Source organism: Ectopseudomonas toyotomiensis (assembly GCF_017167985.1).
Classification (GTDB): domain Bacteria; phylum Pseudomonadota; class Gammaproteobacteria; order Pseudomonadales; family Pseudomonadaceae; genus Aquipseudomonas; species Aquipseudomonas toyotomiensis.
Map to the genome: position 1 here is coordinate 1,554,302 of NZ_CP070505.1, position 12,526 is coordinate 1,566,827.

Consider the following 12,526-nt stretch of genomic DNA (forward strand, 5'->3'; position numbering starts at 1 on the left):
ACAAAGGCCTGGCCGCAGCCAGCTAGACCGAATGCGTCTGCAGCAGCTCTGCCGGCGTCAGCTCGGTGCCACGCCACTGGAAGGCCGCCGGCCATAACTGCTGATCGATCTGCGCGGAGGCCCACAGCTCGGCGAACGAGCGGCCAGCAACCGGGTGCTGCAGCTGCGGCGCCAACAGTGCCAGCGGCCAGAGCACGAAGGCGTTCTTGAGAATTTCCGCGCGCGGCAGGATCAGGCCGTTGAAGTTGCCGACCTGTTCGCCATACAGCAGCACGTCGATGTCCAGCGGCAAACCCTTGCGGTCCGGCGCGTAGCGGCCATTGTCGGCTTCGATGAATTTCAGCCGGCGGTCCAGCTCCAACAGCGGCAGGTCCGTCTCACCGACCACCACCAGGTTGAAGAAGTTACCGCTCTTGATGCCCACCGCATGGCTCTCGAACACCGGCGAGCAGCGCATGTCGCTGAGCAGCCCCGCCAACGCATCGAGACCGGCGGTGAGGTGAGCCTCGCGCTCGACATTGCTGCCGAGGCCGAGAAAGACCCGAGTCAGAGGCATCCGCGCTCGATCTCCACGCCCACGCCACCGCGAGCGTCTGGCACCGCGCCGGGCTTGGTCAGCTTCAGACGCATCCAGGGAATGTTGAACTCTTCCATCAGGGTCTGCACCAGGCGTTCGGCGAAGGTCTCGACCAGAATGAACTGCGACTCGGCCGCGAAGGCCTGGATGCGCGTGGACACGCTGGCGTAGTCGAGCGCCAGGTTGAGGTCATCACCGGCGGCGGCGGGGCGGTTGTCCCAGGCCATCTGCAGGTCCAGGCGCAGGCACTGGCGAATCTCGCGCTCCCAATCGTAGGCGCCGATCACCGTGTCGACTTCCAGCCCCTCGATAAATACTCTGTCCACCCGCACTCTCCGCGCCACGACAAGGGCGCTGCACCTCGTTAGAATCGGGCCACCCCATGCCCTGGAATGGCCACCATGTTCTGGCTTCTGGCAATCCTTGCCTACCTGCTCGGTTCGCTGTCCTTCGCCATCCTGCTCAGCCGCCTCGCTGGCGGGCCAGACCCGCGCGCCAGCGGCTCGGGCAACCCCGGCGCCACCAACATGCTGCGCGTGGCCGGCAAGAAGCTCGCCGTGATGACGCTGATCGGCGACCTGTTCAAAGGCCTGCTGCCCATCCTCATCGCCAAGCTGCTCGGCCTCAGCCTGCACCAGCAGGCCTGGATCGGCCTGGCGGCCGTCGTCGGCCATCTCTACCCGCTGTACTTCCGTTTTCGTGGCGGCAAGGGCGTGGCCACTGCCGCCGGCATGCTACTCGGCCTCTACCCACCGGCGGCCTTGCTCGCCCTGGCGGCCTGGGCCCTGGTATTTCTGCTGACCCGCACCAGCTCGCTGGCCTCGCTGATCGCCACACCGCTGACGCTACCGCTGCTGGCCTGGCAACAACCGGCGGCCCTGCTGCCGGCCTGCGTACTCACCGGGCTGATTGTCTGGCGTCACCGCAGCAATCTGCGCGATCTGTTCGCCGGCCGCGAGCGGCGTTTTTAAGCAACCGGTCGGACTGCAAAGCGCGGCTGAAGCCGCTCCTACAGAGCCTCGACTCGTTAAATCGCCGGCAGCGACTCCATCGGCCAGCGCGCCTGCACCTTGATCGCCAGATCCTCATGCTGCCCGGCCAGTAAACGCTGGCAACCGGCGTAGGCGATCATCGCGCCGTTGTCGGTGCAGAAACGCGGACGCGCGTAGAACACCTTGCCCTTCATTTCACCCAGCATGCGCTCCAGATGCTCACGCAGCGCCTTGTTGGCACTCACGCCACCAGCGATGACCAGGCTTTTCAGCCCGCTCTGCTTGAGCGCGCGCTTGCACTTGATGGTCAGAGTCTCAACCACCGCCTGCTGGAAGGCCAGCGCGATGTCGCGGCGGGCTTGGTCGAGGTCGTCACCGCTGTCGCGGCATTGCTGCCAGGTATTGAGCGCAAAGGTCTTGAGGCCGCTGAAACTGAAGTCCAGCCCCGGGCGATCGGTCATCGGCCGCGGGAAGACGAAGCGCCCCGGCGTGCCCTGCTCGGCCAGCTTGGCGATTTCCGGGCCGCCCGGATAATTCAGCCCCATCAGCTTGGCGGTCTTGTCGAAGGCCTCACCGGCGGCATCGTCCAGCGACTCGCCAAGCAACTGGTACTGGCCGATGCCATCGACTCGCACCAACTGGGTGTGGCCGCCGGACACCAACAAGGCGACGAACGGAAAGGCTGGAGGCTGCTCTTCCAGCATGGGTGCCAGCAAATGACCTTCCATATGATGCACGCCGATGGCCGGCACGCCCCAGGCAAAGGCCAGCGCCTGGGCGCAGGAGGCACCAACCAGCAGCGCGCCGACCAGGCCGGGGCCTGCCGTGTAGGCCAGGGCGTCGATATCGCTGGCCTGCTTGCCCGCCTCACCCAGCACCTGGCGGATCAGCGGCAGCATGCGCTTAACGTGATCGCGCGAGGCCAGTTCCGGCACTACGCCGCCGTAGACGCGATGCAGGTCGATCTGGCTGAACAGGGCGTCAGCCAGCAGGCCGCGCTCGCTGTCATAGAGCGCGACGCCGGTTTCATCGCAGGAGGTTTCCAATCCCAGTACGAGCATGGAGCTTGAGCCTTGATTTGCCGCGTGGAACAAAGGCGCGCATGATAAGCGCCGCCCGGCGGAGCGGCCAGCGCTTTTCGATCAGAGGCCTTTGCATTCCTCGGCTCGAGGGGGTAACATCCGCAACCCTTAAAAACCGACGCAACCCGAGCCATTTGCCGGGAGCGCGTTGAACACCGGTAATTAACGAAGGTACGACCTGGATGCCAGCCGTCAAAGTTAAAGAGAACGAACCCTTCGACGTAGCCCTGCGTCGTTTCAAGCGCTCCTGCGAAAAAGCCGGCGTACTGGCTGAAGTCCGTAGCCGCGAATTCTACGAAAAGCCGACCGCTGAGCGTAAGCGCAAGGCCGCTGCCGCTGTTAAGCGTCACGCCAAGAAAGTGCAGCGCGAACAGCGTCGCAGCGTCCGCCTGTACTAATACCGTACACGCAGCGCTCGAATGCCCGGCCCTGGCCGGGCATTGCATTTGAAAGACTCCGCCTCGCACCTTAGCGAGTGAGCGGAGTTTTTGCTTTTCTACCCATCGTTGTCCCGCGCTTGCGCCGGGCAGTATGCTGAGCGCCTATGGCCGGCCTGATACCGCAATCCTTCATCGATGACCTGCTCAACCGCACCGACATCGTCGATGTGGTGAGTTCGCGCATCCAGCTGAAGAAGACCGGCAAGAACTACAGCGCCTGCTGCCCGTTCCACAAGGAAAAGACCCCCTCCTTCACCGTCAGCCCGGACAAACAGTTCTACTACTGCTTCGGCTGCGGCGCCGGTGGCAACGCCCTCGGCTTCGTCATGGACCACGATCAACTGGAATTTCCCCAGGCGATCGAGGAGTTGGCCAAACGCGCCGGCATGGACGTGCCGCGCGAAGAAAGCGGCCGCGGACACAAACCCAGACAGCCGGTCGACTCACCGCTCTACCCGCTGCTCAATGCCGCCGCCGAGCACTATCGCCAGGCGCTGAAAAGCCATCCGCAGCGCAAATACGCGGTGGACTACCTCAAGGGCCGCGGCCTGACCGGCGAAATCGCCCGCGACTTCGGCATCGGCTTCGCCCCGCCCGGCTGGGACAACCTGCTCAAGCAACTGGGCGCCGACGCCCTGCAGCAGAAGGTCATGATCGACGCCGGCCTGCTGATCGAGAACGCCGAGAATGGCAGGCGCTACGACCGCTTCCGCGACCGCATCATGTTCCCCATCCGCGACAGTCGCGGCCGGGTGATCGCTTTCGGCGGCCGCGTGCTGGGCGACGACAAGCCCAAGTACCTCAACTCGCCGGAAACCCCCGTGTTCCACAAGGGCCAGGAGCTCTACGGCCTGTACGAGGCGCGCAAGCACAACCGCGATCTCGACGAGATCATGGTGGTCGAAGGCTACATGGACGTCATCGCCCTGGCCCAGCAGGGCCTGCGCAATGCCGTGGCGACCCTGGGTACGGCCACCAGCGAAGAGCACCTCAAGCGCCTGTTCCGCATCGTGCCCAGCGTGCTGTTCTGCTTCGACGGCGACGCTGCCGGGCGCAACGCCGCCTGGCGCGCCCTGGAGTCCACCCTGTCGAGCCTGCAGGACGGTCGCCGCGCGCGCTTTCTGTTCCTGCCCGAAGGCGAAGACCCGGACACCCTGGTGCGCGCCGAAGGCACCGACGCCTTCCGCGCACGCATCAACCAGCACGCGCAACCGCTGGCCGACTACTTCTTCCAACAGCTGTGCGAAGAAGCCGACCCGCGCTCACTGGAAGGCAAGGCACACCTGGTGACCCTGGCCGCGCCGTTGATCGACAAGATTCCCGGCAACAACCTGCGCGCCCTGATGCGTCAGCGCCTGAGTGAGATCACCGGCCTTTCCGGCGAAGCGCTGAGCCAGGTCGCCAGTGCACCGCGCAGTCACGCGCCGAGCACCACCAGTCAGGCGCCCAGCAGCGATTACCCGGACTACGGCGACATCCCCGACAGCGCCTACTACGACAACCTGCCGGATGTCGGCGGTTACGAGCAGCCCGCACCGCCCCAGCAGCACTACGAGCGCAGCAACGAAGGCGGCAAGGGCGGCTGGAAAAAAGATGGCGGCGGCAAGTGGAACAAGAAGGGCAAGGGCGATTTCGCCCCACGTGCCCCGCGCACTGCCGTGAGCGTCGAATCACCACACCTGATCGCCCTGCGCACGTTGCTGCACCATCCGCACCTGGCGCAGAAGGTCGAAGATGTCAGTCATTTCGCCGACGAAGACGACACCTACGCTCAGCTTCTCGTGGCCTTGGTCGGTGCCCTGCAGAAAACGCCCAACCTGCGTTCGCTGCAACTGATCGCCCGCTGGCACGGCACCGAACAAGGTCGCCTGCTGCGGGCGCTGGCGGAGAAGGAATGGCTGATCCAGGGCGACAACCTTGAACAGCAGTTTTTCGACACCATTACTACACTTGCAAATAGTCAATCGCAGAGGCGGCGTGAAAAGGCGCTCCGCAGCATCATTCATAAAAGCCCCAGCGAGCTCACAGACGAGGAAAAGACATTGCTCAGAGAGCACTACAGCCTGACCTCCTCGCAGAGCAGCAAGTCCCCAACTGGCGCCTAAAGCCAAAACCGAGGTATAATCCTCGGCTTGTTTTCAGCCCGCCAAGACCTTCAGTGGATAGGGTGTTATGTCCGTAAAAGCGCAGCAGCAATCTCGTATCAAAGAGTTGATCACCCTGGGTCGTGAGCAGAAGTATCTGACTTACGCAGAGGTCAACGACCACTTGCCTGAGGACATTTCAGATCCTGAGCAGGTGGAAGACATCATCCGCATGATCAATGACATGGGGATCCCGGTACACGAGAGTGCTCCGGATGCAGACGCCCTGATGCTGGCCGATGCCGACACCGACGAGGCTGCAGCCGAAGAAGCCGCTGCCGCCCTCGCCGCCGTCGAGACCGATATCGGCCGCACCACTGACCCGGTGCGCATGTACATGCGCGAAATGGGCACCGTGGAACTGCTGACCCGCGAAGGCGAGATCGAAATCGCCAAACGCATCGAGGAAGGCATCCGCGAAGTCATGAGCGCCATCGCTCACTTCCCCGGCACCGTCGACGGCATCCTCGCCGAGTACACCCGCGTCACCACCGAGGGCGGCCGCCTGGCCGAAGTCCTCAGTGGCTACATCGACCCGGATGACGGCAGCGTGCCTGACGAAGCCGCCGCCCCCGTTCCCGTCAAGGAAGGCGCCGCCGCTGAAGAAAGCGACGACGAAGAAGAAGACGAGAGCGGCGACGACGAGGAAGAAGAAGGCGATGGCGGCCCGGACCCGGAAGAAGCGGCTCGCCGTTTCACCGCCGTGGCCGAGCAGCAGGACAAAGTCCTCAAGGCGCTGAAGAAGCATGGTCGTGGCAGCAAGCAGGCCACCGAAGAGCTGGCCACCCTGGCCGAGCTGTTCATGCCGATCAAGCTGGTGCCCAAGCAGTACGACGCCCTGGTCACCCAGGTGCGCGACGCCCTAGACCGTCTGCGTGCGCAAGAACGCGCCATCATGCAGTTGTGCGTACGTGATGCGCGCATGCCGCGTGCCGACTTCCTGCGCCTGTTCCCGGGCAACGAAATCGACATGGACTGGGCCGCCGACCTGGCCAAGGGCAAGGCCAAGTACGCCGAAGCCCTGGGCAACCTGCAGGGCGACATCCAGCGCTGCCAGCAGAAGCTGGCCGATCTGGAAGCCGAGTGCAGCCTGAGCCTGGCCGAGATCAAGGACATCAACCGGCGCATGTCCATCGGTGAAGCGAAAGCTCGCCGCGCCAAGAAGGAAATGGTCGAGGCCAACCTGCGTCTGGTCATCTCCATCGCCAAGAAGTACACCAACCGCGGCCTGCAGTTCCTCGACCTGATCCAGGAAGGCAACATCGGCCTGATGAAGGCGGTGGACAAGTTCGAATACCGTCGCGGCTACAAGTTCTCGACCTACGCCACCTGGTGGATTCGCCAGGCGATTACCCGCTCGATCGCCGACCAGGCGCGCACCATCCGTATCCCGGTGCACATGATCGAGACCATCAACAAGCTCAACCGCATCTCCCGTCAGATGCTCCAGGAAATGGGCCGCGAGCCCACTCCGGAAGAGCTGGGTGAGCGCATGGAAATGCCCGAGGACAAGATCCGCAAGGTATTGAAGATCGCCAAAGAGCCGATCTCCATGGAAACCCCGATCGGCGACGACGAAGACTCGCACCTGGGCGACTTCATCGAGGACAGCACCATGCAGTCCCCGATCGACGTAGCCACGGTCGAAAGCCTCAAGGAAGCCACTCGCGAAGTGCTGGCCGGCCTCACTGCCCGTGAAGCCAAGGTCCTGCGCATGCGCTTCGGTATCGACATGAACACCGACCACACCCTCGAGGAAGTGGGCAAGCAGTTCGATGTCACCCGTGAGCGTATCCGTCAGATCGAAGCCAAGGCGCTGCGCAAGCTGCGCCACCCGACGCGAAGCGAGCATCTGCGCTCCTTCCTCGACGAGTGATACCAGAACCCCCGGCCCAGGCCGGGGGTTTTGCTTTCTGGGCCGTGTGCCCGCTCACTCGCCAGCCAAAGGCAGCGCAGACGCTGCAATCAAACTGCCATCCCGGCAATGGCCGATCTACACTACGACGATACTGATCGCGAAACGAGGCCGTTATGCCCCGCTTGCCGGCCATTGTGCTGTTGTGCCTGGCGTACTGGATGACCCCGGCCCTAGCCCTGACACTCAACGAGGACGAGCGCACCTGGCTGGCAGCACACCCCGAACTACGCCTGGGTGTCGATGCATCCTGGCCCCCTTTCGAGTTTCGTGACGAACAGGGTAACTATCACGGCCTGACCGCCGCCTATGTACGGCTGATCGAAGAGCGTCTTGACGTGACGCTGCAACCCGTCGAGCCCAGTAACTGGAGCGCGATACTGGAGCAGGCGCGCATGGGCCAGGTCGACCTGCTCCCCGGCGTGATGTCGACACCCGAACGCCAGGAATACCTGATCTTCACCCGCCCCTACCTGGACTTTCCCATCGTCATCCTCGCCCGCAACGGCGGGCCGCAGCCGAGAACGCTCAATGAGCTGTACGGTTTGAAGATTGCCGTGGTGGCTGACTACGCCCCGCACGAGCTGCTGCGCCAGCAACACCCCGATCTCAACCTGCTGCCGCTGCGCAACGTCGCCGCCGCCCTGCAGGCGCTGGCGACCAACCAGGTCGATGCCATGGTCGGTGATCTTGCCTCCAGCGTCTGGAGCCTACGCCAGCTCAAGCTCGACGGCGTCTACATCAGCGGCGAGACGCCCTATCGCTACCAGTTGGCCATGGCCGCCCCGCGCGGCCAGAGCATGCTGGTCAGCATTCTCGACAAACTCTTCGCCGAGCTCAGCGCCGAAGAAATCGCCGCCTTGCAGGAACCCTGGGTCGGCAGCGTGCTGGACAAACGCAGCATCTGGCACGAAACCCTGCTCTACGGCCTGCCAGCCCTGCTCGGCCTGCTGACGGTCATCGCCATCATCCTGCGCATCAACCGCCGCCTGAAACGCGAGATGCGCAACCGTGAAGCGCTGGAGCAGGAACTGCGTAACCGCGAGCAGCACTTTCGCGACATGGTCGAAAGCCTCTCGGCCATCACCTGGGAAACCGAGTCCAGCGGGCTGACCTACACCTACGTCTCGCCCCATGCGGAAAAATTGCTGGGCTATCCCCTGCACGAATGGCTGGAGCCCGGCTTCTGGCAGCGCCACCTGCACCCGGACGATCACCAGCGCACCCTGCGCACCTGCCTGGAAAAATGCTCGGCCGGCAACGACCACGCCCTGGAATACCGCCTGCTCGCCGCCGACGGGCGCACGGTGTGGGTGCGCGACATCGTCACCCTGCTGCAACGCGACGACCGCCAGGTGATTCGCGGTGTGATGGTCGACATCAGCGACGCCAAGCAGACCGAGCAGGCACTGCGCCTGTCGGAACAGAAGTTCGCCTCGGTGTTCCAACAATGCCCGGACATCCTGATCATTGCTCGACGCGTCGACGGCGTGCTGCTGGAGGTCAACACCGCCTTCACCGAACAGACCGGCATCAGCGTCGAGCAGGCCATCGGCAAGACCGCCACCGAACTCGATCTATGGGGCGTGCCTGGCATCGGCCCGAGCTTGCTGCTGCGTCTGCAGGACGAAAGCCTGCGCAACCTGGAAATCCCCTTCCGCCGCGCCGATGGCACCCTGTTCACCGGCCTCATCTCGGCCAGTCAGTTCATGCTCGACAACACCCTGGCACTGGTCGTGGTGGTGCGCGACATCAGTCAGCTCAAGAGCACCCAGCAGCAACTGCAGATTTCCGAAGAGAAGTTCGCCAAGGCCTTCCACGCCTCGCCCGATGGCCTGCTGATCACCCGTCTGCGCGACGGCCTGCTGGTGGAGGCCAACGAAGGTTTCAGCCGCATCACCGGCTACAGCCTCGGCGAGATTGCCGAACAAAGCACCCTCAGCCTAGGCATCTGGGCCGACCCGAAAGATCGTGAACGCCTGGTGCAACGCATTCGTGAGCAAGGCAGCGTGCGCGACCTGATCGCCCCGGTGCGCACCAAGAGCGGCCAGTTGCGCCTCTGCGAACTCTCCGCGCAGCCGCTGCCCATCGGCGGCGACGAGTGCCTGCTGACCATCGCTCGCGACATCACCGAACGCCAGCAGATGCAGGAAGAACTGCAACAAGCCGCCACCGTTTTCGAAAGCACCGCCGAAGGCGTGTTGATCACCGACCTCGAACAGCGCATCACCGCGGTCAACCGCGCCTTTACCCAGATCACCGGTTACAGCGAGGCCGAAGCTCTCGGCCAGCGTCCCAACCTGCTCTCCTCCGGCCAGCACGACAACGCCTTCTACGCCGCCATGTGGCACAGCCTGGCGGCCAACGGCCACTGGCAGGGGGAAATCTGGAACCGGCGCAAGAACGGCGAGCTGTACCCCGAATGGCTGACCATCAGCGCCGTGCGCAACTGCGATAACCAGATCACCCACTTCGTCGGGGTATTCGCCGACATCTCCAGCCTCAAGCATGCCCAGGCACGCCTCGATCATCAGGCCCACCACGACCCGCTGACCGGCCTGCCCAACCGCCTGCTGTTCGAGAACCGTCTGCGCAGCGCCCTGGATGGCTCACGCGCCGACGACCAACTGGGCGCCGTGCTGTTTCTCGACCTCGACCGCTTCAAGCAGATCAACGACAGCCTCGGCCACCCGGTCGGTGACCAGTTGCTCAAGGCCATCGCCGCGCGCCTGAAACTGCAGCTGCGCGATATCGACACCGTGGCCCGTCTCGGCGGCGACGAATTCATCATCCTGCTGCCCGGCCTGCACCAGCCGCAAGACGCCGAACAGGTCGCGCAGAAACTGCTCGAATGCTTCGGTGCACCGTTCCAGCTCGACAACCACGAGTTCTTCATCAGCGCCAGCATCGGCATCAGCCTCTACCCCAAGGACGGCCTCGACGTCGCCACCCTGGTCAAGAACGCCGACGCGGCCATGTACCAATCCAAGGCCAAGGGCCGTAACCGCAGCGAGTTCTATACCCGCTCGCTGACCTTCCAGGTCAACGAGCGCATGGCCATGGAACAAGAACTGCGCCGCGCCCTGGAGCGCGACGAACTGTGCCTGCACTACCAGCCCAAGTTCTGCCTGCGCAGCCAGAGTCTGGTCGGCGCCGAAGCGCTGGTACGCTGGCCGCACCCGGTGTTCGGCGACATCCCGCCGGACCGCTTCATCCCGGTGGCCGAAGAAAGCGGACTGATCCTGCCGCTGGGCGACTGGGTGCTGGAACAAGCCTGCCGCCAACTGCAGGACTGGCAGGAAAGCGGCCACGGCTTCGGCGCCCTCTCGGTCAACCTCGCCGGCGCCCAGCTGCACCAGCCCAGCCTGCTGCCGCGCATCAGCGCACTGTTGCAGCAATACAACCTGGCGCCGGAGCTGCTGCAACTGGAGATCACCGAGAACTTCATCATGAACCAGGCCGGCGAAGCGCTGGACATCCTCCACCGCCTCAAACAGCTCGGCGTGCAACTGGCCATCGACGACTTCGGCACCGGCTACTCCTCACTCAGCTACCTAAAGCGCCTGCCGCTGGACGTGCTGAAGATCGACCAGTCCTTCGTCCGTGGCCTGCCGGACGACCCGCACGACCTGGCGATCACCCGCGCCATCATCGCCCTTGGCAACAGCATGCAACTGACGGTGATCGCCGAAGGCGTGGAGACCAAGGCCCAGGAACTCTGCCTGGCCGCCGAAGGCTGCCTGCAAATCCAGGGCTACGTGGTCAGTTGCCCGCTTTCCGCCGAGGCCTTCACCCGGAAATTTCTCCCACCAGGTCAAGCGGTTGGCGCTGGCGATAGCGCGCCGGTATAATCCGCCGGCCTTCTGGGGGCCTATAGCTCAGTTGGTTAGAGCAGAGGACTCATAATCCTTTGGTCCACGGTTCGAGTCCGTGTGGGCCCACCACCTTCAAAGCCGCGCATTGCGCGGCTTTCGTATTTCTCGCTTCTGTTAGCTGCGTTTCGCAGTCCCTAATTTTTTCCTGAACCTTTGCCCCTTTAGCCCAGTCGGCTTTAAGTACCGTCGCGCTTCGCGGCGCCAGCAAAGGATGCGTGTTATGCGAGACCGCACCAGCAGGATCGCCGTTTCACCGCCGCACCTCGAACAACTATGGCAGCGTTACCAGCGGGTGCGCGCTGCCAGCGAGCGGCTCTGTGAGCCGCTGGAGGCCGAGGACTATGTGATCCAGAGCATGGCGGACGTCAGCCCGCCGAAATGGCATCTGGCGCATGTCACCTGGTTCTTCGAGGCCTTCGTGCTGCAGCCTTTTCTGCCGGGCTATCGCCCGCTGGATGAGCGCTACGACCATCTGTTCAATTCCTACTACAAGACCCATGGCACGCCCTTCGAGCGTGCGCGGCGCGGGTTGTTGTCGCGGCCGACGGTAAGCGAGGTGTACGCCTATCGCAGCCATGTCGACCTGGCCATGGCGCAGTTGCTCCAGTCAGGCGGCGACCTTGCCGACGAGGTGCTGCAACGGGTCGAGCTGGGGCTGGAGCACGAGCAGCAGCATCAGGAGCTGCTGTTGATGGATATCAAGCACATCCTGGCGCAGAACCCGTTGCGACCGGTCTATCGTCACGACCTAAAGCCGGGCGGCGCAGCCGCAAGCGAGCTGCGCTGGGTCGAGTTTCCCGCCGGGCTACGGCATGTCGGCCATGCCGGTAATGGCTTTGCCTTCGACTGCGAGCGGCCGCGCCACCGGGTGTTCGTCGAGGCCTTTCAGCTCGCCAGCCGACCGGTGAGCAATGGCGAGTATCTAGAGTTCATCCGCGATGGCGGTTATTGCAGCACGGCGTTGTGGCTGGCGGACGGCTGGGACCTTATCCAGCGCGCCGGCTGGCAGGCACCGCTGTACTGGCTGCGCGAGGGCGACGACTGGCTGGAGCTGACCCTGGGCGGGCCGCGCGAGCTGGATCTGGATGCGCCGGTCTGCCACCTGAGCTACTTCGAGGCCGAGGCCTTCGCCACCTGGGCGCAGGCGCGTTTGCCACGCGAAGAGGAATGGGAGGTTGCCGCGCAGGACGAACCGCTGTGGGGCAACTTCGTCGAGAACGATCACCTGCAGCCGGTGGCGGCGGGCGCGGGTGATGGCCTGCAGCAGCTCTATGGCGATGTCTGGGAATGGACCGCCAGCGCCTATCGGCCCTACCCCGGCTTTCGGCCGTTGGGCGGCAGCCTGGGTGAGTACAACGGCAAGTTCATGTCCGGGCAGATGGTGCTACGTGGCGGCAGCTGCGCCACGCCTGAAGACCACGTGCGCCCCACCTGTCGCAACTTCTTCTACCCCACGATGCGCTGGCAGTTCTCCGGCCTGCGCCTGGCCAAGGAGCTCTGA

9 protein-coding genes and 1 tRNA gene are annotated in these 12,526 nt (G+C 64.1%); 7 read left to right on the plus strand and 3 right to left on the minus strand.

From position 1 onward, the window contains the following. Window positions 1-22: 22 nt before the first annotated feature. Window positions 23-556, minus strand: a complete 534-nt coding sequence (folK, locus tag JWV26_RS07200) for a 2-amino-4-hydroxy-6-hydroxymethyldihydropteridine diphosphokinase (RefSeq protein ID WP_206418713.1) — start codon at window positions 554-556, stop codon at window positions 23-25. Continuing rightward, the gene (gene folB, locus JWV26_RS07205; RefSeq protein WP_206418714.1) at window positions 547-903 is read right to left on the minus strand and encodes a dihydroneopterin aldolase; all 357 of its coding nucleotides are present in this window, start codon (window positions 901-903) and stop codon (window positions 547-549) included. Before folB ends, folK begins: the two co-directional genes overlap by 10 nt. 75 nt (window positions 904-978) lie before the next feature. Between folB and plsY the strand changes: the two genes are divergently transcribed. After that, the gene (gene plsY / locus JWV26_RS07210; protein ID WP_024309705.1) at window positions 979-1,548 is read left to right on the plus strand and encodes a glycerol-3-phosphate 1-O-acyltransferase PlsY; all 570 of its coding nucleotides are present in this window, start codon (window positions 979-981) and stop codon (window positions 1,546-1,548) included. Window positions 1,549-1,604: 56 nt separating this feature from the next. Here plsY and tsaD read toward each other — a convergent pair whose 3' ends face one another. After that, the gene (gene tsaD, locus JWV26_RS07215) at window positions 1,605-2,630 is read right to left on the minus strand and encodes a tRNA (adenosine(37)-N6)-threonylcarbamoyltransferase complex transferase subunit TsaD (RefSeq protein WP_079782656.1); all 1,026 of its coding nucleotides are present in this window, start codon (window positions 2,628-2,630) and stop codon (window positions 1,605-1,607) included. A gap of 203 nt (window positions 2,631-2,833) precedes the next feature. On the opposite strand from tsaD, the gene rpsU reads away from it, so the two are divergent. The 6 genes from rpsU to egtB all read left to right on the plus strand — a co-directional run bounded on the left by rpsU (window position 2,834) and on the right by egtB (window position 12,526). Beyond that, window positions 2,834-3,049 carry a 30S ribosomal protein S21 gene (gene rpsU, locus JWV26_RS07220; RefSeq protein ID WP_003290642.1) on the plus strand — a complete coding sequence of 72 codons (216 nt, stop codon included), beginning with the start codon at window positions 2,834-2,836 and terminating at the stop codon, window positions 3,047-3,049. A gap of 146 nt (window positions 3,050-3,195) precedes the next feature. Beyond that, window positions 3,196-5,196, plus strand: coding sequence for a DNA primase (gene dnaG, locus JWV26_RS07225; RefSeq protein ID WP_196459406.1), 2,001 nt, complete (start codon window positions 3,196-3,198; stop codon window positions 5,194-5,196). A 67-nt stretch (window positions 5,197-5,263) separates the two neighbouring features. Further along, a complete protein-coding gene (rpoD, locus tag JWV26_RS07230; RefSeq protein ID WP_074917243.1) occupies window positions 5,264-7,111 on the plus strand; it encodes an RNA polymerase sigma factor RpoD in 1,848 nt (615 codons plus the stop codon). Window positions 7,112-7,266: 155 nt separating this feature from the next. Next, window positions 7,267-11,001: a bifunctional diguanylate cyclase/phosphodiesterase gene (locus tag JWV26_RS07235; protein ID WP_206418715.1), complete on the plus strand. Its 3,735-nt coding sequence runs from the start codon at window positions 7,267-7,269 to the stop codon at window positions 10,999-11,001. Window positions 11,002-11,017: 16 nt separating this feature from the next. Continuing rightward, window positions 11,018-11,094: transfer RNA gene (locus JWV26_RS07240), tRNA-Ile, on the plus strand. 151 nt (window positions 11,095-11,245) lie between these two features. Beyond that, window positions 11,246-12,526 carry an ergothioneine biosynthesis protein EgtB gene (gene egtB / locus JWV26_RS07245; protein WP_206418716.1) on the plus strand — a complete coding sequence of 427 codons (1,281 nt, stop codon included), beginning with the start codon at window positions 11,246-11,248 and terminating at the stop codon, window positions 12,524-12,526.

Coding starts and splice junctions, on each gene's coding strand:
- egtB (WP_206418716.1), top strand. CDS start 11,246: ATGCGAGACCGCACCAGCAGGATCGCCGTTTCACCGCCGCACCTCGAA.
- folK (WP_206418713.1), bottom strand. CDS start 556: ATGCCTCTGACTCGGGTCTTTCTCGGCCTCGGCAGCAATGTCGAGCGC.
- tsaD (WP_079782656.1), bottom strand. CDS start 2,630: ATGCTCGTACTGGGATTGGAAACCTCCTGCGATGAAACCGGCGTCGCG.
- rpoD (WP_074917243.1), top strand. CDS start 5,264: ATGTCCGTAAAAGCGCAGCAGCAATCTCGTATCAAAGAGTTGATCACC.
- plsY (WP_024309705.1), top strand. CDS start 979: ATGTTCTGGCTTCTGGCAATCCTTGCCTACCTGCTCGGTTCGCTGTCC.
- dnaG (WP_196459406.1), top strand. CDS start 3,196: ATGGCCGGCCTGATACCGCAATCCTTCATCGATGACCTGCTCAACCGC.
- rpsU (WP_003290642.1), top strand. CDS start 2,834: ATGCCAGCCGTCAAAGTTAAAGAGAACGAACCCTTCGACGTAGCCCTG.
- JWV26_RS07235 (WP_206418715.1), top strand. CDS start 7,267: ATGCCCCGCTTGCCGGCCATTGTGCTGTTGTGCCTGGCGTACTGGATG.